This is a genomic window from Alteromonas algae (assembly GCF_049117195.1).
Lineage (GTDB): Bacteria > Pseudomonadota > Gammaproteobacteria > Enterobacterales > Alteromonadaceae > Alteromonas.
Window position 1 is genome coordinate 2,130,576 of record NZ_CP185260.1, and the last position, 25,441, is coordinate 2,156,016.

The following is a 25,441-nucleotide window of genomic DNA, read 5'->3' on the forward strand; positions in this document are numbered from 1 at the left end:
GTCCTCTTATGAAATGTCGTTCCTTGCTTGAAGCTAGCATCAGAAAGTATCCGGCAAGTGTTGAATTTGCCTTCTCTTCCACAGAAAATAAATTGCGGGTAAAACCAACAAGGTCAGTAGTAAAGCGCTAACCATGCCACCAACCATCGGAGCAGCAATACGACTCATGACTTCAGACCCAGTGCCTGAGCCGTAAAGTACGGGTAATAAGCCAAATATTATGGTCGCTGTGGTCATCATAACCGGTCGGACACGTAATCCAGAGCCATGAATAACCGCTTCAGTTAACATGTTTATGGTGGGTTTGACGCCCTCAGATTTACATTTTTCGATTAAGGCTTGATACTCCTGATTCAAATAAACAAGCATAATTACGCCAATTTCTACGGCAACACCTGCAAGTGCAATGAAGCCGACGCCGACGGCAACTGAAAAGTTAAAACCCTCTATGTACATCAGCCAGATACTTCCCACCATAGACAGTGGTAAAGTCCCCATAATGATCGCGACTTCGATGAAGTTGCGAAAGTTGAGATACAGTAAAATAACGATGATAGCTATGGTCAAAGGAACCACATAGGTTAATTTCTCTTTAGCCCGCAACATATACTCATATTGTCCAGACCAGTTCACCGAATAACCTGCCGGTAAGACTAATTGCTCGCTCACTGCTTTTTGGGCTGAAACCACATAGGAACCAATATCTACACCATCGATATCCACATACACCCAGCCATTAAGCCGTGCATTTTCACTTTTAATACCTGGAGGACCATCTTCAATATACACATCCGCCACATCGGCCAAAGCAATTCGTTTACCCTGTGGTGTAACGATAGGTAATAAAGATAAGGACTCAGGCGATGAACGATAAGACTGAGGATAACGAACATTTACAGGGTAACGCTCTAAACCTTCAACACTCTGAGTCACATTCATCCCGCCGATAGCACTTGAGACAACTTGTTGGACGTCAGCGATGTTTAGACCATATCGTGCTGCCTTTTCGCGCTGAATATCTACTTTGACATAACGTCCTCCTGCGACACGCTCAGAATAAACAGAGGCAGTGCCGTTAACATCGGAAAGTATGATTTCAATTTGCTGTCCGATTTTCTGAATTTCCTTGAGATCAGGGCCACCAATTTTAATACCAACGGGCGTCTTTATACCTGTTGCCAACATGTCAATTCTAGTCTTAATTGGCATTACCCAAGCATTCGTTAGGCCCGGCAATTTGACCACTGAGTCAAACTCCTTTATTAAATCATCAGTTGTTAAGCCTTCTCGCCACTCCTCTTTAGGTTTTAATTGAATGAAGGTTTCTATCATCGTTAAAGGAGCCGGATCGGTTGCGGTATCAGCGCGACCTACTTTCCCAAACACGGTTTCGACTTCTGGGACCGTTTTGATCAGTTTATTGGTTTGTTGCAACAACTCTCGGGCTTTGCCAATCGATATACCCGCATAGGTTGTTGGCATGTACATCAAATCCCCCTCATCCAAAGGTGGGATAAACTCGCTGCCAATCTTGTTCACAGGCCACAAACCTATCGCTAGTACTAAAGCCGCAGCTAACATCGTTACCTTAGGGAAACGCAGAACAGTTCTAAGCGTCGGCATGTACAAAAAAGTTAAGAAACGATTGACTGGATTTTTGCTTTCAGCAAGTATTTTACCGCGCACAAAATATCCCATAAGAACGGGCACAAGCGTAATTGCAAGAGCTGCTGAGGCTGCCATTGCATAGGTTTTGGTAAAAGCAAGCGGTGAAAACATGCGCCCCTCTTGTGCCTCAAGCGTAAACACAGGCACAAAACTGACTGTTATAATTAGAAGACTGAAAAACAATGCAGGGCCCACCTCAGATGCTGAATCCACAACTATTTGCCATCTATTCTCTTTGGTTAAGGGGGTGCGCTCCATGTGTTTATGCATATTCTCAATCATCACAATCGCCCCGTCGCTCATCGCACCAATAGCAATAGCAATTCCACCCAATGACATGATGTTGGCATTAATACCTTGCATGTACATCACGATAATTGCTGTGATAATCCCTACTGGAATACTAATGATCGCAACAAGTGACGAACGTACATGAAACAAGAATGCAATACACACCAGTGCAACGACGATAAACTCTTCCACTAATTTCGATGCAAGGTTGTCTACCGCTCTTTCTATTAGTGCAGAGCGATCGTAAACCGTGACAATTTCGACCCCATCGGGTAAGCCTTTTTTAAGGTCTTCAAGTTTTGCTTTGACGCCGTCAATCGTTTTTTGCGCATTTTCACCAAAGCGCATAACAACGACACCGCCAACGGTTTCCCCTTCACCGTTTAACTCAGCTACCCCCCTTCGCATCTGTGGACCAAGACGAACATCAGCAATGTCTTTTACCAAAAGCGGCGTTCCATTTTCGTTTACACCCAAAGGAATGAGCTCAATATCCCTTTTACTCTCTATGTAACCTGTGGCACGGACCATGTATTCAGCTTCAGCCATTTCGATGACCGATGCGCCTACTTCCTGATTGCCGCGCTTAATCGCCGTTTGAATGTGAGAAAGCGGAATGCCATATGCTCGCAACTTCTCCGGATCGACCTGCACTTGATATTGCTTTACCATGCCTCCAATAGCTGAAACTTCAGAAACGCCTGGCACCGTTTGAAGCTCATACTTAAGGAACCAATCCTGTAAGCTTCGTAGTTGGCTGATATCGTTTTGTCCCGTTTTATCAACAAGTGCATAGAGATAAACCCAACCCACGCCGGTAGCATCTGGCCCCAATTGTGGTCTTGCGTTTTCGGGTAGATTAGGAGCAACTTGCGATAAATATTCAAGCACTCGACTACGCGCCCAGTACAAGTCGGTGTCGTCATCAAAGATGATGTAGACATAAGAATCGCCAAAAAACGAATATCCTCTCACTGTTTGTGCCCCGGGCACTGACAGCATTGCGGTAGTCAAAGGATAGGTAACTTGATCTTCTACCACTTGAGGCGCTTGTCCTGGATAACTAGTTTTTATAATTACCTGTACGTCCGACAAATCGGGTAATGCATCAACCGGCGTGTTTTTAATGGCAAACAACCCACCACCCACGAGAATAAGCGTAGCCAGTAGAACAAAAAATCGGTTATTGACCGACCATCTAATTATGGCAGCTATCATTGATGAGCTCCTTGATGGTCTGAATGATTAGAATGATCCATGTCTTGGGTATGGTTCATGTCTGTCATCGAGCCCATGATGTGGACAGTTGCCACTTCAAAACTTCCAGAGTCGGTTTTGACAATTTCCATGTGCAGTGACATACCGGCTTTCAATTCTTCAATAGCAACGCTATCGGCAACATCGAAATCCATTGTCATACTCGGCCATTCCCACTCATCAATAGGACCGTGATCAACGTTGATTTTTCTGCTCTCCATCATCACGTTATTTATGGTTGCCTCTGTCCAAACCGACATAATAGGCTCTTCCATACTGTGCATTACGTCATGAGCTGAATCAGTGCTCTCCTCAGAGCTATCCATGTCATTCATCGAATCCATGATATGAACGGTGGTTACTTCGAAACTTCCAGAGTCAGTTTTAGTGATTTCCATATGAAGTGACATGCCGGCTTTCAACTCATTAATGTCGACGCTTTCGGCAACGGTGAAATCCATTGTCATGCTCGGCCATTCCCACTCTTCAATAGCGCCATGATCAACATTTATCATTCTATGATCTGTCATCACGCTGTTTACGGTCGCCTCGGTATATACCGACTGCGCAGTCGCTTCAGGCTCCTCCATCCTTTTGAAATCAGAACTAATGCTGCTTTCTGAATCGAGTAAGAATTGTGCTGACGTAACGATTTTGTCGTTTAGTCTCAAGCCTGATAAGATCTCCGAATATTCATCAACTACCTGTCCTACTTCTACTGACACCGACTTAAACTTACCGTCTCCAAGTGCTAAAACCACTCTATCTTGGCTACCAGTTCTGATTACCGCCTCAGAGGGCACAAGTAAATTCTCACCTGTTAAGTCGGAATGGATCGTTACCTGAGCGAACATGTTAGGTTTTAGTGCATAATCATCATTGGTAAATCTCAGCCTGACTTTAAGCGTCCTAGTCGTTTCATCTAGGGTTGGATAGATATAATCAACCTCTCCTGTCCACTCTTTACCTGGGAGATATTCTAAAGTCATAGTCACAGGCAAACCCTCTTGAATTTGAGCAGACTGTCGCTCAAACACCTCAGCATCGACCCAAACTTTATCCAAGGCACCAATTGATAAAATTGTCAGTCCTGGCTTTACGTAAAACCCTTGACGCACATTCAAGTTATCAACAAAGCCAGTTTGGGGTGCATAGAAGGTTATTGTTTGCTGAACTTTACCAGTTGAGATAAGCGATTGAATCCCAGATTCTGGCATTTGCAGCGCTTTTAACCTTGTTTTTGAAGCCTCTATCAGCTCCCTATTTGAGCGTTTTAAGGCAATAAGATATTCTTCTTGAGCATTTACAAGTTCGGGAGAATAAAGCGCGTATAGTGGCTCGCCCTTTTTGACATATTCGCCCGCTGCTTTTACGTATAGCTCATCTATCCAACCCTCTACCCTTGGGTGAATATGAACGAGTGTGTCCTCATTATATTGGATATAACCTACTGTTTTTATAGGTACGTGCAAAGACCGCTTTTCTACTTTAGCAGTACGCACACCTAAATTGTTCACTACAGTTGGCGAAATCTTCACCGTACCTGGGCTATCGCCAGCGCCTTGTTCATCTTCGTAAACAGGTACTAAATCCATGCCCATAGGGGACTTCCCAGGCTCATCTCTTCTATAGTTTGGATCCATTGGCGCAACCCAATACAAAGGCTGCTTTTCTCCAGCATCCGCCTCACTATCATGTGAGTCATTTGAGCTTGGTAATATTGAGTAGGTCAGAGCTGTCATTACAGCGCCTGCTATTACGCCTATAGCGATTGCGTTAACAGTTTTCATTGGTTTGCTCCAAATTCAGATACAGCTTTAAGACTCTGCTCAGAAAAAAAGTAATTTAGTTGAATGTTTGTTTTAAGTAGTTCGACTTCGATTTCTAATGCGTCAATACGAGCATTTAGATCAGCAATCCTAGCTCTCACAACTTCAGCAAAATCACCGTCATCATTGGTATAAGCTGTTAACGAGGCTTCGGCTTGTTCGCTTGATTGCTGGAGAATATTCGTGCGATATAAGGTCTGTCTCTCCAACAGCCGTTCTCTTGCTGCAAATATGGATTGCAGTTGAGCAAGCATGCCTCTAAGCACTAATCGCTTTTCAGTTTTAATTGCTTCTGATTCGTTAACGGCGGCGCTTACTTCTTTATCTTGTTTATTTTCCGTAAATAAGGGGAGGTCAAAACTAATGCCAATCGAAAGAAAATCTGCACGGCTTCTGTCCATTTGATCATCCGCTCGATATGCATAACTGGCATTTACTCCCCATTGCGGCTTGTATTGTTGTTTCGCTAGTTCAATGCCAGTCTGACTAGACTTTATTCGGCTTTCAACAGCTCTTATTAGAGGATGCGAGATAAGTATATTTGCCAACATTTGTTGATTATTAGCTTTCAATATCTTGTAGTAGGCGTTCTCTATTCCTTCAATTTCTGGCAACGTTTTTGGTAGTTCAAGAGAGGCAACATTTACCGAGTTATTGAACGTGCCTGAATTGCCGCCGGTCAACCATTCTAAAAGTTCGGCCGAGGCTCTTTCTTTTTGAGAAGATAGCTTTGTGAGTCTGTCTTCAAGTCGCGCTAGTTCCAACTGCGCTCGGATAATATCTTGTTGCCTGACTTTACCGACGGCAGAGGAGTAATTCGCTTCTGCAATTTCACTGAGTTGTTCAAACAAAGATCTGTCTTTCTCAATTAGCGAAATGCTTTGCTGCGCTTGATAAACGTCTAACCACTTCATAGAAACGGCAACTTGTGTTTTGGCCATTCTGTCCAATCGCATAAATGGATGCTGCGTCGCCAATTCTTCGAGTTGCTTGCGTCTAATACTTAAGCTTTCTCCACGAGGAAACACCTGTGATATGCCCGCTTTAATTTGAGTCATAGGCTCTTGGTCGAATGCAAAACCATCAGTAGGGACGTTTGCCAACCCTAATGACACAACTGGATCAGGCAAAGTATCTGCGGCGATACTTGAAAAAATAGTCGCGTTTTCCCGATATTGGCTACCTTCCAACCAAGGGTCCTTTTGAATAGCTTGGGCAACAGCCTGCTGCAAAGTAAGGGGGGTCTTTTGTTCTGCTGATATTTGACTACTTGTTGTAACAAGCAAAATTAGGCATGCAAAGCCTTTAAAAGCACTCATCAGAATTGCTCCTCATACGAATTCACCTCTGCAAAAACCTCTGCTGTACCGTCATCTTTGAGCAATAACACTTGATATGGTCTGAATTGATCGCCGTTCTCCATTCCTGGACTGCCAACAGGCATACCCGGCACTGAGAGGCCGATAGATCCTTGCGGAACATTATCTAAGTATTTAACAATAAATTTGACGGGTATATGACCTTCGAAAACATACCCTTCAGTTGACACCGATGTATGGCAGGAGCGGTACATTGGTTCGATTCCGAGATCTTGTTTTTTAGTAGTGAGAAAAACAATATCATCTACATCGGTTTGGATGCCTTGCGATTCAGCATGATCAATCCATCCCTGACAACATCCACACGACTCGCGTTTAAAAACGTCCAACTTTAAACTCGACTCAATATCTTGGGAATTGGTCTTGTTTTGTTCAGTAGTAACTGATTCATTTGTGCATGCAACGACGATAGTCACTGAAATAAGCAGCACTAATATAGTAAAAAGCAATTTTATTGGCTTCATTTGATTTCTCTTTCTAACAATTTAAATGTCGGCCACAGCCTTTATCGGGCGGCGTTCGATATTGGAATTTTGACGAGCTTCGCCAAATTTTTGGAGTTAGGCTAAAGAGCGTTTTGGGGGACGTTGCAAGCGACCAAGGACAGCGTCGTCTGCATCCGTGATAAAAGTGTTGGGCTTGAGGGATTTGAAGTCGATTGGAGTTAAAATGTCAAAATTCACGAGCATCGCGATGGACACAATGCCTAGTGGACAAGCGCACCCGTCGCCACAGCAATCCGCGTCCATCTGACTCGTCTCATGACTATTTTGTGATGAATTGTGGTCGTTATCCATAAGGTGTTGCTCATGCATGTCGTTTTGCATGTCGCAGCCAGGGCTGGACATCGCAAACGAATCTGCAACTTGAGTGCTTAAAAATATTATAAGCAAAACAGTTTTAATGCATTTACTGACCACACCGACCCTTAATGAATAATCTAATACGACTTTACTATTCTTGAAATAACTTTGATAAGGTATTCTAAATATAGTTCCAGTTGAAGAGTATAGTTAAGCAACATGGCAGTGCGATTACCTGTTCATTACAATGTTGTAATCTAGTCAGAGCAATCGTTGGTTATTTTTATGCATTGGAATATATTGCTTGTGAGTGAGGTACGTTTTGTTGGCCCGAGTTGCAAGATCCAATCTCGAACACCCACTTGTTAAACATTTAGCAACACTAAGTACCGAAATCGCATTAAACATGACGTGAGTGAACTATGAAAATTTTGGTAGTCGAGGATGAAAAGAAAATCGGTGACTATATAAAGCAAGGACTAGCAGAGTCTGGATTTGTCATTGAACTCGTGCGCAATGGTTTAGACGGTCATCATAAAGCGATGACAGGCGAGTTTAATCTAATAATATTAGACGTCATGCTCCCAGATATTAATGGTTGGCGGATTTTAGAGTCATTACGTCAATCTGGCAATCAAACGCCGGTCTTGTTTTTGACAGCGAGAGATAGTGTAAATGACAGAGTAAAGGGTCTAGAGCTGGGCGCTGACGATTATCTAGTCAAGCCTTTTGCTTTTGCAGAATTGTTGGCTAGAGTCAGAACCCTTTTTCGAAGAGGAAATACAGTAGCTGCCAACCTGCTACAAGTCGCAGATTTACAAATGGATATCCCGTCTCGTGTTGTAAAACGCGCTGGCCAATCCATTAATTTGACGACAAAAGAGTTTTCGCTTTTAGAACTCATGGTCAGAAGACAAGGAGAGGTGCTTCCTCGCTCGTTGATTGCGTCTCAAGTATGGGATATTAATTTCGACAGCGATACAAACGTCATCGATGTAGCGATACGCCGCTTAAGAGCTAAGATTGATGATGCATTTTCCCCTAAATTGATTCAAACGGTTCGTGGTATGGGATACAAGCTAACAACTGATGAAGAGCAAAATTAAAAGGCAAAAGCCGTACTCAATTTCCTTTCGAACAATGGTATTTGTGGGAATAGCTATCTTCGTGTGTTTGGGCGTTATGGGCGCACTCGTAGTCACCTCCATCGAAGATCATTTTCAAGAACAAGATGCCGACGAGCTTGATGAGGTGTTTCATGCCATTAAGTTAAAGCTCGAAAAGTCACATAATCAGTCAGTACAACCCAGTAAGCTTTTATTTCAGGCTGTTTCAGGTCATCATGGTGTGTACTATTATGTTGAGGATGCCGAAGGAGATACAATATTTTCAAGCGAAGGAGCCGACTTTTCTTTCTTTCCTAAAACAGCCAAAACATACACATCAATTAATCCCGCAGACATGCTGTTATTTAGCGATGAAAACCATATGCATAGAGCCATTAAATTAGGTTTTAACACGCATGATACTAGCTATACCATCATCGTTGCTTCAAACATGGAATTTCATATGACATTTATGAACAGCCTTTTGAAATCGATTATTGGCATCATTATTTGTTCGGGCATTATTACAGTCTTAGCTGCGCGTTTTGCGATTTACAGAAGCCTATCACCATTAAGAAAGCTTACGCGAAAAATTGAAACCATCACCGCCGATAATCTTGATATACGACTAAACCCAGATGAGGTACCGGAAGAATTAATCACTCTAGTAAATTCTTTCAATACCATGATTGAGCGGCTTGAGGATGGATTTGAAAAACTATCCCACTTCTCAGCCGATATCGCGCATGAATTACGAACCCCAATAACTAGCTTAACTACCCAAACCCAAGTGATGTTGGGACAAGCTCGGTCAAATGACGAATATGCTGACATACTTTATTCGAATTTAGAAGAATATGAGCGTATGACGAAAATGGTAAGTGATATGCTGCTATTAGCTAAAACCGAGCACGGTCTTATCAAGCCATCAATTGAACCTTTAGATATTCAACAGGAAATATCAAGCCTACTCGATTACTTTAATTTACTCGCTGACGAAAAGCATATAAACATCCAAGTCACCGCATCCGCCCTTACTATTCAATGCGATAAAACCATGTTCCGACAGGCAATAGGAAATCTGATTTCAAATGCGATTAGACACGCTCCTAGTAATAGTACGGTAGAGATCAAAACGGAGTCCAAAGGAAAAAAGCAGAAAATAATGGTGTTAAATAACGGGGAGAAAATTGAGCCTCAGCATATTCCCAAATTGTTCAATCGTTTCTATCGAGTTGACCCATCTCGACAAAGAGATGGGCAAGGTACAGGCCTTGGATTGACTATTGCTAAATCTGTGATGAAAATCAATGGAGCCGATATGTATGTCGAATCAGATGAAAGTAAGACGGTTTTTATTATCGAGTTTAGCGATACTTAAAAATAAGATGATGACGACGGGTAATCATGTTTGGAAAATTGCTAATTTATCGGGCTATTTATTGAGATCGCAATATGAATTAAATTAAGACTTATGAACATGTTAATTAGAGCATGTTCAAATATTAATAAAATAAATGAAAATTATTTTGAACATGCTGCATTACATGAGCCCAATTTGTCGTTAGATTATTTATTGGTCTGACTAACGGGAAAACCTATTTTAATTATCGTGTATTCTTACAACCGTGTTACCCATTTCGCCAAATCAATAAAGGAGCTTTACCTAATAAAATCAAGATACTGCTGCTCTGACAAAACTTTTACTCCTTTTTCTTTTGCTGCGTTAATTTTAGTTTCACCAACTTTATCGCCTGTCACAAGATAAGTTGTCTTTGAAGTTACCGATTTTCCAACTTTTGCGCCTAAGGCTTTAGCATTCTTTTCCATATCAGATCGGGAACCTTCAATCATAGTGCCTGTAAAAACGATTATTGCTCCAGATATCGGTGATGACAATTTTTCAGTATTTTCTATAGCTGTTGGTCTTAATGCAAAGCCTAAATCATAAACCTTAAAAAATTCTTCCCTTATATTTTCTAAACCCTCTTTAATAGCCTCAGCGCTAATTTCAGCGAATCCATCAATTTGGATCATGTCAGAAACTGTGAGTTCAAATAAACTAACTAATGAATGATGTTCTAGAAGTTTTTCGCAATTCCCTGAACCTAACCGGCTAACCCCAAACGCAGATAGGAATCGCCAGTCTTCAATCTCAATACTTCTGCTCGCTTGGAGTTGATTAAATAAATTTATCGCCGTCTTCTCACCAAAGCCAATCCTTAAGAAATCGTCAACTTCTAAGCCATATATTTCATGGATATATTTAACTCCAAAGCTGGTCAGCTTTTCAATCGTCTTAGACCCAAACCCATCATTATTACCAAGAGTTTTGAAAAAATGAACTAAGGTGTTTTCAGTTTGCGCGGGGCAGTCTATTTTATTAGGACAAATTAAATTATCTGATTCCCACAACAAATGAGATCCGCAACTGGGGCATGAATCAGGAATATCAGGTGCAACCTTCGTTAAGACCTCTTCAATTTTGGGAATTACTAAACCACTTCTCACCAACCTAATTATAGCGCCAGCTCCAACGCCATTTGTTTTGACCATATTGTAATGGTGAACTGTCACTCTGCTTATAGTGACTCCACTTAATTTCGTTGGCACAAGTTCGGCTACAGGTGCTATCCTTCCAGTTCTTGATGTTTGTGGTATAACCCTAACTACTTCGACATTTGCAGATTCTTCATTTACTTTAAATGCTATTTGCCACCTATGGTTACGTCTTGTCGCGCCCATATACTTTTTAATAGTCTCATTTGTAGTCTCTAAAATTACACCATCCACATCAAAGTCTACCGAACTCCAAATACCCTCAACGATTGATTCAAACTCATCCATCAACACCGAAATTTTGACTGTATTATTTTTAAGAAGAGCGAAGGGATAAAATACACATGCGCCATCTTTTATAGCCTTCTGGATTCTGTTATCAACCTTCTTTTCAGCTATAATAGCGGCTTGGATATTTCTAGAATTTTCAAAATAACTACTGAGTACCTCAGTGAAATAACTTTTTTTAATAACTATTTCACCGGGCCCCAAACCACGCTCTCCGGAGTTGGCTACCTTCAATCCGCGTTTAAATGCTCTTGTTACATCTTGTCCTCTATAACCATCCCCTCTGGTATATAGAGTATCACCGTCATCAAAGGCTGCATAACCATCGAGTTTAGGTGTCACCCTAATATCAATCTCTTCTTCAGGTACATTCGTCTCTTGAGCTGCTTTTTGTATTCTCTTTACCCACTTCTCGATATCTTGAAGTGAATATGCTTTTTCCGTTGACAACATTCTTTCTGGAAGTTCGACTGTTTTAGACTCAATTAAAGGCTCTGGCTCAACAGTGTTAAGGTATGGATGAAGATGATTTTGATCTCGCAATAATGAAATGTATATATCATATTGCTTATCTGACAGAATCGGACTACCCGCCCGATAAAGGGCGTTGGATGCTTTTAGAATAAATACTAACTCTTCAGTATTTAAGTCTGACCGAGAGAACAACGATACTAATTTTTCTGGCTTAAATTCTTCACCTATCTCATTCAATATTTCCAATTGTTCTTTGGTAAAGTCAATATTCAGCATATCAAAGCCCTCCATTTAAACGAACAACTAAGGTGGTATTGTTATATCCTAATGATGGCTGATAAATATCCGTTTGGAAAAACGATGTAAGGGTATCGTTGAGACCTTTTGTGAAGACATTAATTAAATAATGTAACTTGAGTATTTGAACAAATCTATTTGAAACAATTTTGTCCATGGTGACACCCATAGCCCCCGTTCTTCCGACCTGGTATTCAACATCAATAAGGGTGGTGACTTCTTCTTGCGCAGGAAACTTCTGTGCAATCGCCCAGCGAGGTGCTCGTGCGACAAAGCCTAATCGACCTTGTAACGCAACGTCATCTACTTTAAACACGACGCCATCAATGTCGTACGGCAACGCATCACGCTTTTCAAGAATATGGTGGTAATATGCTAGGCAACCATCGCCGCCTTGAGCAGTATTTATATCGGGGCAAAGTGGCAACCCCCATTGTGCTAATTGTGCCAATCGTGCGCTGTGAGAACTGGGCAACGTAAAGTCATCTGGCGCAACCACACCTAACGAGTATGAATAAAACATAAGTGGGCGCTTTGCAGTAATTTTTGAGTCTAGTTGTCTCAAGCTACCGGCCGCAGCATTTCTGGGGTTAGCAAATACCTTTTCACCTTTTTCACGTTGCCTGTTGTTAAGCGCTTCAAACCCATCTTTGGGCATAAACACTTCTCCGCGCACTTCTACACGTTCAGGCCATTCAGTCCCTCGAAGGGTAAGTGGTATATTGGCGATGGTACGAACGTTCGCGGTAATATTTTCGCCCACTTGCCCGTCACCTCGCGTTGCCGCCCGAACTAATTCACCGTTTTCATATAAAATACTGACAGCCAAACCATCAAGTTTTGGTTCGCAACTAAACGTTAACGTATCGGTGTTGTTAATTCTGTCGTTGATGCGCTTTTCAAAAGCTAACAAAGAGGCGTCGTCAAACGCGTTGTCTAATGAGAGCATTGGTACTTCATGGGTAACCTGCTCAAAAGCAGCAAGTGCCTGCCCGCCAACCTTTTGGCTTGGCGAGTTGGGGCTTTGTAACGATGGATGTGCTTTCTCTAGCGCTATGAGCGCTTGCATATCACGGTCATACTGCGCATCGGGCACCGATGGTGCGTCTAACACATAATATTGATAGTTATACTCACTAAGCAGTTCACGAAGCGCTGCTACCCGTTTTTCTGCTTCAAGAAGACTTTCAGACATAATTTTAGTTTTACTACAATGTAAGGGCTAACCGATACACGCCATGAACCATTCGGCCCTGCTCGTGTGCTAACTACAAAAAAGGGCGTGTCATTTCCACGCCCTATCACAAAAAGAAACGGCGGAAACTAGCTACGCGCAATCATTCTTTTTCGTTCAAATTCTCTAATTTTCTCAACATATTGTTGAAGACCTTGCTTGGTTAAAACACTACGTCGTCCATCCAGTACTTGCGCATCAAACTCATCGGCAAGCTTGCGTGCCGCATTATGCATCATATTAAATACTTGGTGGGGGTCTCCTTCAATAGGCAGGATCATAAACAGTGAAACACCTTGCGTGGTGAAGTTTTCTAAACTGTCTATGTCAAACACACCAGGCTTAAACATATTCGCTAGGCTGAATAACACTGGGCCCTTACCATTAGCATTTACATGCCGATGAAAAATATCTTGGTCGCCAAACTTAAACCCAAGGGTAAGTAACATAGGTAATAAGGCTGCACCTGCGATAGGTGCATCATCCTTAGCACGTACATTCAATACAAGGACTTCTTGTTCTTGTGCGGCACCAGCCCCATCGTCTTTCGGCGGCGTAGAAGTTGATTGCTGCTGCGTCTGTTCAGAAGCAGACGCACTGTGGCTCTCTTCAAAATCAATACGCATTTGATCATCACCAAAGTTAGGCTCTTGGCGTGCTTTCCGGCTAATGGTTTTACTTCGCTTAGATTTGGCTAATCGCTTACCTTGCTCTTGAAAACCCGCCGCAGATGCACTTTCAATTTTTTCCGGCGTATCGCTTACAAGCGGTTCAGGCGCGTCAAGGCTAAAGTCATCGACGTCTGGCTCTACGGCGTTCGATGCTGTAGGGGGTTCGTCGTCTTGGGTATCAGCGTGATAGAACGGCTCGGTGCGCATAGGTACAGAATCGGCTGTCTGCACGATATTATGTTCGCTTAACGAATCGTTATGGTCGGTATGAGCAGTATCGTCTGAGGTTTCGCCCTCTTTTAACAAAAAGCCAGGAGGCTCTGGAAACGGAACCACTGCATCATTCGTGCTCTCATGCTCTGCTCGCATACCACTCATGCCGCTTGCCATATGTGGCTTTGGATTGGTAACGACAGACCCATAGAGTTTCTCTTTTGCAGGCGCAGAAGTACGCTCATCAGCGTCTGCATCTTGCTTTTCAGTAACGACACCCGTGTCGCTAGCCAGGTTAACCGGTCGTTCAACAGAACGTTGGCTGCTTTGCTCATCTTGGTCAGCCGTGTCCACGTAACTCTCACTGCTATCATCTAAAACAGTGCTACGTGCGTTGCTAACCAAAGTGTCAGACTGAGTATCGACCTGACGTGTATCGTCCGATCCCGTCGCGCTCGATGAAACGACGCGCACTTCGCCTACGCCGAGGTCATCAAACCCCTCTTGACTGCTATACTGTTCGTCGTCATCGTCTTCTTCAACAACACGAGGCGCTACACGCGTTTTTTTCGTGTCTTGACTTGTTTTTCGAATTTTCCAAATGCCGTGTGCTAACACCGCAAGGATAAATACTGTTCCTATTAGGAGCAAAAATAGACGTAATTCATCTTCCATTTAACTTCGTCGCCCTTTGTTATGCTTCTGCGAATGCAATAGCTTCATCAACATCTACTGCAACCATTCTCGATACGCCTGGTTCAGCCATGGTTACACCAGTCAGATGACTTGCCATTTCCATCGCAATTTTATTATGGGTGATATATATAAACTGCACCGTTTGTGACATCTCAGACACCAAATTACAAAAACGACCTACGTTAGCGTCATCTAATGGCGCGTCTACTTCATCAAGTAAACAAAACGGCGCAGGGTTTAATCTGAAAATAGCGAATACCAATGATAAAGCGGTTAGCGCTTTTTCTCCACCGCTTAACAGATGAATTGTACTATTTTTCTTACCTGGCGGTCGTGCCATGATGGTTACACCGGTTTCAAGAAGATCATCATCGGTAAGCGCCAGGTATGCAGAGCCCCCTCCAAACACTTTAGGGAACAATTGCTTTAAATCTTCGTTCACTTGTTCGAAGGTCTGTGAAAAGCGCGTTCTTGTTTCTTTATCAATCTTGCGAATAGCTGATTGCAGCGTTTCTAGCGCATCTACTAGATCGCCAAACTGAATATCAAGATGCGCTTTTCGTGCCGACTGCTCCTCAAATTCTTCAACGGCCGCTAGGTTTACCGCTCCAAGTCGATTAAGGTTTGCCTGCACACTACTAAGCTCTGACTCCCAACGTACCTCCTCAGCATCGCTAGGCAAACTCAATAATATGTTATCAAGCGCGTAATCTCCTTCTGCTAGCTGCTCCATTATCGTTTTAGCGCGAACGTTGTAGCCTTCAACGTCTATGTTTAACTTTTCAATATCGGCATGAATACGCTGCATGTCGTTTTGCAATGCTCCTTGCGTTTTCTCTGCTTCCTTTATTGTTGCGTCAAGCTGACTGCGTGCCTGCTCACTATTAAGCTTTTTGCTTTCAACCAACGTCTTTTGCTTCAGTAATTGTTGAAGTTCTTCTTTTTGCTGCCCTTCAGGCATGACTAACGTATCAAGCTCTTCACGTAACTTTTTACATTGACTGTCGTAATCTTTCAGCTGATGCTGGTTACGCGTTACCTGTTCTTCATAAAGTGTACGCTGATTAACAAGGTTGTTTTTCTTCAACACAAGCTCATGGTTTTCTTGCGTGATCAAATCTATCTGTCGTCGTATAGACACGATGTGTTGCTCATGACTTTCGCGTTTTTCTTCCATTTGAGCAATATCCACTTCGTGCGCTAACATTTGCGCCTCGCCCTCTTCTAATTTTTCAGATAGTAGCGCAAGCTGTTGCTCTTCGGTTTGCAGCATTGCTGTCTGCTGTTCTAAATTTTCCTTAACCGTTTCTGCACGCGAGGCAAACTGCTCAATCTGCATTTCGATAAACGCCAATTTATTCGCAAGCTGGGTGCAGACATTATCTTGATCTCGACATGCTGCTTCATAATGTTCTTTTTGGGTTTTCGCGTCGTGAAGGCATTGTTGTGCATGGTCGTGTTCAACTTGTGCCTCTTCAAGTGCCGCCTCGTACTGCTTCAACGACGTACGTAAAGCGATTAACTTGTTACTACGTTGTACAACACCGTCATCAACATCACCATGTTGAATGACCCAATCAAGTCCACACCAAAAACCGTCGAGACTCACAACACTTTGATGAAGAGACAACGACGGTGCCAATGCCAGTGCCTCCTCTTTTGTACTAACAACGAAAATCGCGTTGAAAAAACGTGGTACACGCTCATTGCGAATAATTGACGCTAACGTCCCTTCTGTTTTCGTTGTGGTTAATGCCTGCTGTGACAAAATAAGCGCAGAAACGGGTAACGCGTCGCGACGTGATAGCGCGAGTTCACCGTTGTCTATTAGTGGCTGATTTAAATAGCTGAGGATACTTTCTACCGCAACTTCATAGTGTTTAGGAACCGACAACCCTTGCCATAAAGGCGACAAATGTTCGTTGTCATTCAACGGAATATGGTTTTCAGCATCGTCTTGAAGTGCCTCTAACGCGCCAATGGTAGATGTCAGCTTTTGGCATTCCCCGGTTAATACGACACATTGGTTTGCATGCGTATTCACAGATTGTTCTGCGATGGAAAAAGCCTCAGAGGTATCTTCTCGAAAGCCCTCGAGCTCGACAAAGTGTTCTCGCGCTTCACTCAATTGCTGTTGCAACGCTAAAACTTGAACGGCGCCGTCGTTTTGCTGAATCTGCGCGAGCTCATCGTTTAGTTCGCTGATGCGCTGCGACGTTCGAAGTTGCATGCTCATCGTGGACTGAATTTGGCTATGACACTCTTGTACATTGCGTTTAAGCGAATGATATTGCTGCTCATGGTCACGACTTTCGTGGTTAAATTCGCGCAGGGCTTGTTCTGCATCCTCTAAGCTTATCTTTGCGCTTTCTAATTCGGCTTCTTTCAACGCCATTACGGGCTCAATATCGCCAAGTTGAGCGTTAGATGTTTGTTTAGCCTGATTGGCATCATCAAGTGACGAGATAAGCAATGTGCGTTTATGACCAAGCGCTTCCATTTCTTCTTCTATTTGCACTTTTCGCTGCCGTGCATGCAATGTACTTTGTTCAAGTCGCGTAATAGCAGTACTGCAAGTGAATAGTTGCTGCTGATAGTCTTCAATATCGGCATGCAGGGCGTCGACCTGAGCACGCTGTGCAGCGGTGTCTGCCGCTTCGCCTCCAAGCCTTACCTGATAGTCGTCATACGTCTTTTGTAATGTATCAATCTGATTTTTTAGTGCATCTGACTGTTCGTTGTTTTTCAGTAAGCGCAGTGCGAGCAATTCGCCTTTAAGTAATCTTACTTTCGCTCGGAGCGCTTTATAGCGTGTTGCCGCTTCAGCTTGACGTTCAAGCTTGGCAAGCTGACTTGCAAGCTCGTCTCGCACATCGTCTAGGCGTGACAAATTGTCTTGCGTATGCTTAATACGGTTTTCGGTTTCGCGCCGACGTTCCTTGTATTTAGATATCCCTGCAGCTTCCTCAATGAAAACGCGCAGCTCGTGAGGCTTAGACTCGATTAAACGAGAAATCATTCCTTGCTCGATGATGGCATAAGAGCGTGGCCCCAAACCGGTACCAAGAAACAAATCAGTGACATCCCGTCGTCGACACTTTGTGCCATTCAAGAAGTAGGTTGATTGGGCATCTCTGGTAACCAAGCGTTTAACGGCCAGTTCATTGTACTTGGCGTACTCACCACCGATACGACCCGCGCTGTTATCAAAAATGAGCTCTACGCTACATTGGCCAACCGGCTTACGCGATGATGAGCCGTTAAAAATAACGTCGGTCATGGCATCGCCACGTAGGTTCTTAGCAGAACTCTCGCCCAGCACCCAACGAACGGCATCGATAACGTTTGATTTGCCGCAGCCGTTAGGGCCCACAACAGCAGTCATATCACCTGGAAACGGAATAGAAGTGGGTTCAACGAAGGATTTAAAGCCAGCAAGCTTTATCTTTTTGAGTCTCACGCTAATGCTCCATAAAAAATGAAAGCCATTTGCTGGGAAATATATATAACTTTCTGAGGCTTACGCGGTGCATAAAGCGCATTAAAACGTTCGTCATTATTATTTTTATTGCATGACTTTATCAAATCTAACAGCTTGTAACAATTGCCATTTAACGTGATTAACGGTGACTTATATAATAAACCCGTTACTATGAACACGTTCAAATGCCTTCAAGGAGTAATAATGAATTCAAGTGGTCGGTCGCACAGTGGCGTGCACTATTTTTTCCAAGGGTTCTCACTGATAAAAACCAAAGGGCTTAAGCGCTTCGTTTTTGTTCCTCTCGCGATAAACGTAGTGCTTTTTTCTGTGGCATTTTATTTTCTTTACGGGCAAATAGAAACGGGCATTAGCTATGTCATTAATTTAATTCCAGAGTGGCTGGGTTGGATTAAAACCGTCGCGAGCTTTTTCCTATGGCCACTGGCAGTAATAAGCGTATTGCTCATATTTGCATTGATATTCGGTACCTTGGCAAACTGGATTGCGGCACCTTTTAATGGCGTACTATCAGAAAAAGTAGAACGCCATCTAACCGGGCAAGATCTCGGTGATGACGGAGTATTGGCGCTTGTAAAGGATATCCCACGGACGCTAGGTCGTGAGCTTGCAAAGCTTTTGTGGTACCTACCGCGCGCGGCGGGGTTTTTACTGCTGTTTTTCTTTCTGCCTATTTTTGGCCAGATTTTATGGTTTTTGTTTTCTGCGTGGATGATGGCAATTCAATATTGCGACTATCCTTATGATAACCACAAAGTCACATTTTCTCGCATGCGTTCGCATCTCGGTGAACACAAAGGAAAGGCAATGAGCTTCGGCATTATGGTCAATATTTTTTCACTAATACCCGTGGTGAACTTTATTGTTATGCCTGTAGCAATTTGTGGTGCTACGTCAATGTGGGTTAGCACACTTAAACACGAAATACAGTCAGCATAACAGCGAAAAAATGGAGAGTGTATGGACGTTGTCGCCCCACTCTCTATTCTTCTGACGCACTATCCCTTTCTTCATACACATGTAGCCATACGCCGGCTTTTTTTGTATTCCCTTCTTTATGAAACGCTTGGAAAAGATTCATTGAGATAGGTCGATGTGCGCTTTCGTTTTGAAGTTGTTGCTCCCAAAGTGCTCGGTAAATAGCAGGAATACGGCCGGTATCGTGATGCTCCATAAAGGTGATATCGTTACTGGGCTTATAGCTTTTTACACCGATAGCATCACATGTTTTCGATGGCGAGATAATCAATGCGTCATTGTTTTTCGCAAGCCATTGATTAACCGTTTTTAGCGGCTTGTAGGTTATCTCCCCATGAATAACAAGGTTGGGAGGCGTGAAGTTATCAATATTGTCGGCACGGCATATTCTTCTGGCTGCGCCGCGAGATAGCGGATATTCATCAACAAAGCCTGCAAAATGCGCCAATTCATGCACGAAAACAGAGTAAGCATCAGTGATGTCTAAAAACATTACGCCATTTCTCACATTGGCTTTTCCTTGCGCCGAGATAATGACAGCATGCGTAATATCAAAGCGCTTTGCGACTTCAGCGAGCGGAGTAATATTACAGCCTAGTAAACCACTTTTTTGAAAGTTTGCACTGCACGTGAGTGTTTCTTTTTCTAACCAGATAGGCTTGTTCACACACAGCGAGAGCCCTTTAAGTCTGTTGTCTTTTTGATATTGTGAATAGAGCGAATCAGCACGTGTCATAGTCACTAACGAGGTACCAAACAACTGAATGCGCTGTTTACACATCTTGGTCGATGGCCACACTATTTGCGACACGTTTTCAGGGCGCGTGGCAGTGTAGGTACGCGTAATATGGAGTGCACGTTTAGCCTGCTCATTTCCGTCACTGGCAGACTTTTTAAAATAATGTATGGCGCGTTCGCTGTCACCTTCATCCCACAATAAGCGCGCAAACTTAAAGGCACTTTGGCGGTCAAGATTGGCTGTCATTTCAAGCCACGGTTTCGCTTTGTGCGACTCCCCCTTAAGCAAATACCAGTCAGCGAGTGCGGCTTGCGCGGGTGAATAGCCATTAGTCGCAGCTTCTACTAACCATTTTTCACGCTCATCAGGGTTATCGGTAGACATCGCATAGGACAACTGGGCTTCAGCAACGCCGCCTTGGGCAGCGAGAGCGACAAAGCGTTCTCCCTTACCCTCTGCGCTAAGCAATTGGTATAGTGCCCAAGCGGCTTCTGCACTGTCTAATGATACCACTTTACGTAACCAATACTCAGACGAGGCCGAAGACGCTAATGCAACTAAGGCCGTTTGCGCATCGACACTGCCTTGCTTGGCCGCCGACCACAGAAGCGGTGCGACACGGTGGACGGTACTAATCTGCTTTGATGTGGGCGTAAACGGTGCAATGATGTGCGAGCGTGCCCCCTCAGACTCAGTGTCATTTGCATCTATAGAAACAACGGCGTTTGAACGTATTGCGCTTGCTTGTTTCGCATTACGCAACAATTGATCAAGTAGATGACCACTGTCTCCAGCTATTAGAAATAGCGCAACCAGCGCTAAGATTAAGCCTCGCATGCTATGAAGCGTTAGTCGCTTGAATCATTATTCGACGACTGTCTAAGACGGTGTAACTCCATCCTGGCGTAGCGGTGCTCAACATAATCAAACACGTTAGTACTTAGGGCAAGCTTGAAATAATTAGACGCGATACCGTCGTTACCGTCTTGCAGGTGATACTTGCCCAAGTAAAAATACGCTTCACAGAGTCGATCGGTTAGTGCCTTTTGACTACGAACACCGCTTAAGAGTTGGTTAAGTACTTGGTTTTCATCAACGACACCTAAAAACAAATCAATTAATGATGTTGCCCAGTGCTCACCATCTAACGCGGGCCGTACGCTCATTAAATATTGCTGCCCCTGCTCTTTTGATACTGTGTTATGAGCAAAATAGGTCCATAACACCCTAAACGGATCAGTACTGTCTAAGTCCGAGAAGTATGTCAGATCGTTAATAGCAAGTTCGGCACGCCCGCCATAATACAACGCAATACCTCTATTGAGAAAAGCAAAGGTGTAATCTGGATCAATTTCTAACGTCGAGTCGAAAGCCTCATATGCCTGTAAGAAATCGCTCTGCTGAATGTAATGTATGCCAAGCGAATTGTATGCTTGTGCCATATCGGGCTTTATATTTATTGCCTGGTTATAGTCGAACTGCGCTAGACCTGCCAAACCTACGCTGTCGTAAAGCATACCCCGTTGAAAATACAATTCCGCTTTATCGTTGTTACTTAGCTCTGCACTCGATAAAATTTGATTGTAGCGCGCGATGGCCATTTCAGAACGTGGGTTGATAGGAGCTGGTTCCGCAAGTAATAGATTACCCATTTGTGGCTTTTCCACTACAACGGGTGTTTTAGCGCAACCGCTTAAAAACAAAACAAAAATAGAAAAAAAGGTGAGACTAACGTTTCTGCACATGGTAAAAAGCATTCTATATTGTAGGAAAAAAATCCGCGTTAACATATATCGCAGCTGAATGCCGCCAACCTTCTCGCATTTGGTACAAAAAGTAAAGGATAACAGGCGGTGATTAAAGGTCCCCATGAGTAAAAATAAAGTAGAACAATTAACAACACTTGCATTTGAAGCACAACGCCACTCTCACTCTCCATATTCATCATTTAAAGTAGGTGCCGCACTAGTGACACCAAGCGGAGAGAGCTTTGCAGGGTGTAATGTAGAGAGTGCCGCATTTCCTCTCGGGCAATGCGCTGAAGCGACAGCGATAGGTAACATGGTTACCAATGGGTTCTCGCGCATTGCCCACATCGTCATTGCTAGCCCAAACGAAGACTTTTGTTTTCCATGTGGTGGATGCCGTCAAAAAATTGCAGAGTTTGCCCCTGACGAGACGCGTGTCACAATGGTGACGAAGTCTGGCAATACGCACGACACTACTATTGGAGAACTGCTGCCTAATGCCTTTAGAGCAAATGATTTAGATAAATAATAGCAAGGGAGGGCCGCGACGGCGCTCCCCTCCCCACGCAAATATCACAAAGACTGTAAATAACCCATTAGCACATTAACGGCTGGGTTGAAGGTTCGATAAGTAGAATTTTTCCGTTTTCACTCATCGACATCGCAACTTGCGCACCAAGGGCAATATCACCTCGAATACTTTCTTGCACGCTCAGTGCGTTCACAAGCGCAGCGGAAAGAATAATAGTATGCTGTTTGCAATCAATGAATTGCCAATCACCTTCATTAGCGATCAGTGTAACGGGTTTTGTAAGCACACGTTCAGAGAGCTGATTGATACGTTCGTATTCTGTTGTATATGTGCTAAACCGTTTGGCATATGAATGTTGCTGTGTAGCCTCGTGCTCAAGGGTATGATATTCAACCGCGACATTGATAGGTGCGGTCGTAACACGTTGGGCATGTTCCTCACTTAATTGATAAACGCCATATAACACCACAAGTGAAAACGCGGCGGCAGAAAAACTTACCCACTGCTTAGAGAACAGATTGCGCACCCCTTTTGACGCTTCATATTGATTAGCGCGACGGTTATGCGCCATTATTGAATGCTTTATGTGGTTAGGTGCATGATGCTTGCGTCGTTCTTGTTGATAAGCAGATTTAAGTTCGTCGTCTGACATCGCCATTATTTCGTCCCCAATAAAGATTTGAGATTGTCTTTCGCATACCGAATTCGTGTTTTCACCGTTTCTGAAGGGGTATGGCAAATATCACTTATTTGCTTAATGCTAAAACCCTCTAATTGAAGAGAGAGCGCCTCTTTTTGTGCAAACGGTAAGCGCTTCAGCATGCCGTTAAAATCTGCTTCATCAATATCGCTGCCTGTTGTGTTATCACTTGCGCGTTGTTCAACAACCTCACTGTCATAAATTATCCGTTTTGTGCGGCGCAACTCGTCAATGAGCGCATGCCTACCTATGGTAAAAAGCCACGCCTCCACGCTTGTCCCCATCTTATAAAGATGCTTTTTTTCAATGACTTTTACCCAGGTCTTTTGAGAAATATCTGCTGCCATATCGACGTCAGACAATACAACAAGGAAATAAAAAAGTTTGCTTGAATACATATCGAACAACATTGACAGCGCAGTATCATCACCCGTTTTAACGAAGCTTCTCATTAAACTTTCGGCAGTTGGGGCTTCACGCTCACCTTGTGAAAGCCGTTCCTTCAACGATAACAGTATCCCAGCAGCGTAACTCATAAGCTTATCCTTACTCAGCGAGCGCGAACTCCAACACTACTACCATTCCGGTTTGTTGAACAGGCTTCCCGCCTTCCATTTTCGGTTTATACTTCCATTTTGATAGCGCTCGGCGCGCGGCGCGATTAAAGATATTTTTGGGCGTTGCGTCAACCACCACAATATCTTCCACGCTACCACTGGCAGAGACATTAAACGCGAGCTTTACCCATCCTTCAATTCCCTCGCGCGCCGCTTGCGCGGGATATGTTGGGTCGCGTCGAAATTGAGGCGATGCCTGCATATCACTTTGCCCACCGGATAAATTTATAGATACATTGATGTCGTTTTTGGGTACTTGCGTTAACGTACCAAATACATTTTGATTATCATTAGGCACCGGCTCAGGCTTTTCAGGATGAACTTTTGGCATTTCAACGGGCTTTTCCATCGGCTTAATTTTCTGACGCTCTATAATGTCCGGTTCATCTAGCGCAAGTACTAATGGGCCGAGTGTAACGTACGCCTCGGGCTCCGGTGGCCGACCATCTTGTTCGATAAGCTTTGCCATCATCGCAAATAAGGAAAACGTAATAACACTGCCGATTACGACAGTGCCAGCCAGCCTCAGTGATTTGTTGCGATCCGCATTATCGTCTAACGAAAAAGTGTGTAGTGTATGCATAGTATTTCCCCTCTTTTTCTAACTAAACGAATGACGACGTTAAAAGGGGTGAATATTTTAAATAAAACAGCGAGAAAACGGGAAAGTAAACGAGAAGACGACGAGGTAGAGGTACTAGCTTAGCAAACCTACCTCGCTGTAGGGGCTTAGTATTTAAGAAATTTAATACTTAGTGGATATACCCAAAACTCACCGTTGTTAGCTTTAACGGCGGCGACAATAGCGAACACGACATTTAGCAACAATAAAAGTAACAGGCCCAGATAGCCGATTAATACAATCATCAATATTCCGCAAACGAAACTGTAAATGATGAAGCTAATAAGCCAATTAATCGTAACCCGCCCATGCTTATCTATGTCTACGTTTTTGTCTTTATTCGCAACCCACATGATTACCGGAAGCACAAACCCTAAGCCAGGCATAACGATGCTTGCCAACTGACTTAAATGGATAAGCATGCAATACGCATTGACCTGCATGCCCCAGTACTCTTCTTGTTCCATCAACACGTCTCCTGTTCATTATCGTTTGGCTAATTAGTAAACTTCACCGCTTACGATACCACTAAAACAAAAAACGGTTAATGATTTTAGTCATGACGGCAATGTGCCTCACGTAAGCTAAGAAGCGTCTGCACCATTAATACGTGTTAAACGTTTAATACAATGTAAGAAGATAGAGAGTGCACAGACCCCAGCACAAATGCTTCCAACTTGGGGTATAGATAACGAGAACGCCCCCGTGGCGTGCGCCTCTCCCAACGTCGAGCCTAATACGGCTAACGCTGCGAGTAACACCGCAAAAGCAATGATCAACATTGCCCACGTTCTGATTACAATCCATTTTGGCATTCTCTTTCCCTAGTGTTATTGATGAGTGTGACTTCCACTCACTTTTGTATAAAAAAACCAGCTCACGCTGGCTTATATTATTTATTTTGTCGTGCCGCTAGCTTTTCAAGTTGTTCGTCACTAGCCGGAAGCTGATGGTTTTCTTTCCACTGTGAATACGGCATTTTGTAGACCACTTCGCGCGCCGCATCATAGTCTATTTCAACACCCCTTTCGCTTGCCGCGGATGAATACCACTTAGCCAAGCAGTTACGGCAGAAATCAGCCAAAATCATTAAATCAATATTCTGAACGTCTTTATTAGCATCTAAATGTTCAACCAATCGGCGAAATACCGCGGCTTCAACATCGGTTTGGGTTTGCTTATCCATCCCTATTCCTCAATGTATTTAAAAATAAAAAAAGGGAGCTATGCTCCCTTTT

General features: G+C 43.4%; 19 protein-coding genes and 1 pseudogene. 4 read left to right on the plus strand and 16 right to left on the minus strand.

The features are described from left to right. Positions 1 to 39: 39 nt before the first annotated feature. Genes ACOJRU_RS09620 through ACOJRU_RS09635 form a run of 4 tightly spaced genes read right to left on the minus strand, consistent with a single transcriptional unit; the run spans position 40 to position 6,888 of the window. Positions 40 to 3,177: an efflux RND transporter permease subunit gene (locus ACOJRU_RS09620; protein ID WP_421131535.1), complete on the minus strand. Its 3,138-nt coding sequence runs from the start codon at positions 3,175 to 3,177 to the stop codon at positions 40 to 42. Continuing rightward, on the minus strand, positions 3,174 to 5,006 hold the full coding sequence (locus ACOJRU_RS09625) for an efflux RND transporter periplasmic adaptor subunit (protein ID WP_421131536.1): 1,833 nt from the start codon (positions 5,004 to 5,006) through the stop codon (positions 3,174 to 3,176). Before ACOJRU_RS09625 ends, ACOJRU_RS09620 begins: the two co-directional genes overlap by 4 nt. Then, a complete protein-coding gene (locus ACOJRU_RS09630; RefSeq protein WP_421131537.1) occupies positions 5,003 to 6,364 on the minus strand; it encodes a TolC family protein in 1,362 nt (453 codons plus the stop codon). Before ACOJRU_RS09630 ends, ACOJRU_RS09625 begins: the two co-directional genes overlap by 4 nt. Further along, positions 6,364 to 6,888, minus strand: a complete 525-nt coding sequence (locus tag ACOJRU_RS09635) for a DUF411 domain-containing protein (RefSeq protein WP_421131538.1) — start codon at positions 6,886 to 6,888, stop codon at positions 6,364 to 6,366. Before ACOJRU_RS09635 ends, ACOJRU_RS09630 begins: the two co-directional genes overlap by 1 nt. A 761-nt stretch (positions 6,889 to 7,649) precedes the next feature. On the opposite strand from ACOJRU_RS09635, the gene ACOJRU_RS09640 reads away from it, so the two are divergent. Both ACOJRU_RS09640 and ACOJRU_RS09645 read left to right on the plus strand, forming a co-directional pair. Continuing rightward, positions 7,650 to 8,333, plus strand: coding sequence for a heavy metal response regulator transcription factor (locus tag ACOJRU_RS09640; protein WP_421131539.1), 684 nt, complete (start codon positions 7,650 to 7,652; stop codon positions 8,331 to 8,333). A 34-nt stretch (positions 8,334 to 8,367) separates the two neighbouring features. Next, positions 8,368 to 9,714: a heavy metal sensor histidine kinase gene (locus ACOJRU_RS09645; protein ID WP_421134747.1), complete on the plus strand. Its 1,347-nt coding sequence runs from the start codon at positions 8,368 to 8,370 to the stop codon at positions 9,712 to 9,714. A 281-nt stretch (positions 9,715 to 9,995) separates the two neighbouring features. Here the strand turns inward: ACOJRU_RS09645 and ACOJRU_RS09650 are convergent, their stop codons facing one another. From ACOJRU_RS09650 to smc, 4 genes and pseudogenes are all read right to left on the minus strand, one after another. Next, positions 9,996 to 11,930: a BRCT domain-containing protein gene (locus tag ACOJRU_RS09650; RefSeq protein WP_421131540.1), complete on the minus strand. Its 1,935-nt coding sequence runs from the start codon at positions 11,928 to 11,930 to the stop codon at positions 9,996 to 9,998. Between the two features lie 187 nt (positions 11,931 to 12,117). Continuing rightward, positions 12,118 to 13,146, minus strand: a pseudogene (ligA, locus tag ACOJRU_RS09655) (NAD-dependent DNA ligase LigA); the annotation flags it as partial. A 128-nt stretch (positions 13,147 to 13,274) separates the two neighbouring features. Further along, positions 13,275 to 14,744, minus strand: a complete 1,470-nt coding sequence (gene zipA / locus ACOJRU_RS09660; protein WP_421131541.1) for a cell division protein ZipA — start codon at positions 14,742 to 14,744, stop codon at positions 13,275 to 13,277. Between the two features lie 19 nt (positions 14,745 to 14,763). Continuing rightward, the gene (smc, locus tag ACOJRU_RS09665; protein WP_421131542.1) at positions 14,764 to 18,225 is read right to left on the minus strand and encodes a chromosome segregation protein SMC; all 3,462 of its coding nucleotides are present in this window, start codon (positions 18,223 to 18,225) and stop codon (positions 14,764 to 14,766) included. Between the two features lie 225 nt (positions 18,226 to 18,450). Between smc and cysZ the strand changes: the two genes are divergently transcribed. Next, entirely contained in the window at positions 18,451 to 19,206 is a 756-nt protein-coding gene (cysZ, locus tag ACOJRU_RS09670; protein WP_421131543.1) for a sulfate transporter CysZ, read from the plus strand. Between the two features lie 43 nt (positions 19,207 to 19,249). Here the strand turns inward: cysZ and ACOJRU_RS09675 are convergent, their stop codons facing one another. After that, complete coding sequence (locus ACOJRU_RS09675) at positions 19,250 to 20,821, minus strand: tetratricopeptide repeat protein (protein WP_421131544.1); 1,572 nt, start codon at positions 20,819 to 20,821, stop codon at positions 19,250 to 19,252. Between the two features lie 11 nt (positions 20,822 to 20,832). After that, positions 20,833 to 21,729 carry a lipoprotein NlpI gene (nlpI, locus tag ACOJRU_RS09680; RefSeq protein WP_421131545.1) on the minus strand — a complete coding sequence of 299 codons (897 nt, stop codon included), beginning with the start codon at positions 21,727 to 21,729 and terminating at the stop codon, positions 20,833 to 20,835. A 124-nt stretch (positions 21,730 to 21,853) separates the two neighbouring features. Between nlpI and cdd the strand changes: the two genes are divergently transcribed. Further along, positions 21,854 to 22,261, plus strand: a complete 408-nt coding sequence (gene cdd / locus ACOJRU_RS09685) for a cytidine deaminase (protein WP_421131546.1) — start codon at positions 21,854 to 21,856, stop codon at positions 22,259 to 22,261. A 67-nt stretch (positions 22,262 to 22,328) separates the two neighbouring features. Here cdd and ACOJRU_RS09690 read toward each other — a convergent pair whose 3' ends face one another. The 6 genes from ACOJRU_RS09690 to ACOJRU_RS09715 form a co-directional block, all read right to left on the minus strand. Then, a complete protein-coding gene (locus tag ACOJRU_RS09690) occupies positions 22,329 to 22,922 on the minus strand; it encodes a hypothetical protein (RefSeq protein WP_421131547.1) in 594 nt (197 codons plus the stop codon). Next, the gene (locus tag ACOJRU_RS09695; RefSeq protein ID WP_421131548.1) at positions 22,922 to 23,500 is read right to left on the minus strand and encodes an RNA polymerase sigma factor; all 579 of its coding nucleotides are present in this window, start codon (positions 23,498 to 23,500) and stop codon (positions 22,922 to 22,924) included. The genes ACOJRU_RS09690 and ACOJRU_RS09695 overlap by 1 nt, the downstream gene beginning before the upstream one ends. A gap of 10 nt (positions 23,501 to 23,510) precedes the next feature. Beyond that, positions 23,511 to 24,164, minus strand: coding sequence for an energy transducer TonB (locus tag ACOJRU_RS09700; protein ID WP_421131549.1), 654 nt, complete (start codon positions 24,162 to 24,164; stop codon positions 23,511 to 23,513). Between the two features lie 146 nt (positions 24,165 to 24,310). Further along, entirely contained in the window at positions 24,311 to 24,670 is a 360-nt protein-coding gene (locus tag ACOJRU_RS09705) for a DUF4870 domain-containing protein (protein ID WP_421131550.1), read from the minus strand. A gap of 117 nt (positions 24,671 to 24,787) precedes the next feature. After that, a complete protein-coding gene (locus ACOJRU_RS09710) occupies positions 24,788 to 25,018 on the minus strand; it encodes a hypothetical protein (RefSeq protein ID WP_421131551.1) in 231 nt (76 codons plus the stop codon). Between the two features lie 77 nt (positions 25,019 to 25,095). Further along, positions 25,096 to 25,389 (minus strand): DUF1244 domain-containing protein, encoded by a 294-nt coding sequence (locus ACOJRU_RS09715; protein ID WP_421131552.1) that lies wholly within the window; start codon positions 25,387 to 25,389, stop codon positions 25,096 to 25,098. Positions 25,390 to 25,441 lie beyond the last annotated feature (52 nt).

Excerpts from the sequence above, each read along its gene's own strand:
- ACOJRU_RS09705 (WP_421131550.1), bottom strand. The coding sequence starts at position 24,670 with ATGGAACAAGAAGAGTACTGGGGCATGCAGGTCAATGCGTATTGCATG.
- ACOJRU_RS09640 (WP_421131539.1), top strand. The coding sequence starts at position 7,650 with ATGAAAATTTTGGTAGTCGAGGATGAAAAGAAAATCGGTGACTATATA.
- ACOJRU_RS09710 (WP_421131551.1), bottom strand. The coding sequence starts at position 25,018 with ATGCCAAAATGGATTGTAATCAGAACGTGGGCAATGTTGATCATTGCT.
- ACOJRU_RS09630 (WP_421131537.1), bottom strand. The coding sequence starts at position 6,364 with ATGAGTGCTTTTAAAGGCTTTGCATGCCTAATTTTGCTTGTTACAACA.
- ACOJRU_RS09690 (WP_421131547.1), bottom strand. The coding sequence starts at position 22,922 with ATGGCGATGTCAGACGACGAACTTAAATCTGCTTATCAACAAGAACGA.
- ACOJRU_RS09675 (WP_421131544.1), bottom strand. The coding sequence starts at position 20,821 with ATGCGAGGCTTAATCTTAGCGCTGGTTGCGCTATTTCTAATAGCTGGA.
- cdd (WP_421131546.1), top strand. The coding sequence starts at position 21,854 with ATGAGTAAAAATAAAGTAGAACAATTAACAACACTTGCATTTGAAGCA.
- nlpI (WP_421131545.1), bottom strand. The coding sequence starts at position 21,729 with ATGTGCAGAAACGTTAGTCTCACCTTTTTTTCTATTTTTGTTTTGTTT.
- cysZ (WP_421131543.1), top strand. The coding sequence starts at position 18,451 with ATGAATTCAAGTGGTCGGTCGCACAGTGGCGTGCACTATTTTTTCCAA.
- ACOJRU_RS09625 (WP_421131536.1), bottom strand. The coding sequence starts at position 5,006 with ATGAAAACTGTTAACGCAATCGCTATAGGCGTAATAGCAGGCGCTGTA.
- zipA (WP_421131541.1), bottom strand. The coding sequence starts at position 14,744 with ATGGAAGATGAATTACGTCTATTTTTGCTCCTAATAGGAACAGTATTT.
- ACOJRU_RS09620 (WP_421131535.1), bottom strand. The coding sequence starts at position 3,177 with ATGATAGCTGCCATAATTAGATGGTCGGTCAATAACCGATTTTTTGTT.
- ACOJRU_RS09715 (WP_421131552.1), bottom strand. The coding sequence starts at position 25,389 with ATGGATAAGCAAACCCAAACCGATGTTGAAGCCGCGGTATTTCGCCGA.
- ACOJRU_RS09650 (WP_421131540.1), bottom strand. The coding sequence starts at position 11,930 with ATGCTGAATATTGACTTTACCAAAGAACAATTGGAAATATTGAATGAG.
- ACOJRU_RS09695 (WP_421131548.1), bottom strand. The coding sequence starts at position 23,500 with ATGAGTTACGCTGCTGGGATACTGTTATCGTTGAAGGAACGGCTTTCA.
- ACOJRU_RS09700 (WP_421131549.1), bottom strand. The coding sequence starts at position 24,164 with ATGCATACACTACACACTTTTTCGTTAGACGATAATGCGGATCGCAAC.
- ACOJRU_RS09645 (WP_421134747.1), top strand. The coding sequence starts at position 8,368 with ATGGTATTTGTGGGAATAGCTATCTTCGTGTGTTTGGGCGTTATGGGC.
- ACOJRU_RS09635 (WP_421131538.1), bottom strand. The coding sequence starts at position 6,888 with ATGAAGCCAATAAAATTGCTTTTTACTATATTAGTGCTGCTTATTTCA.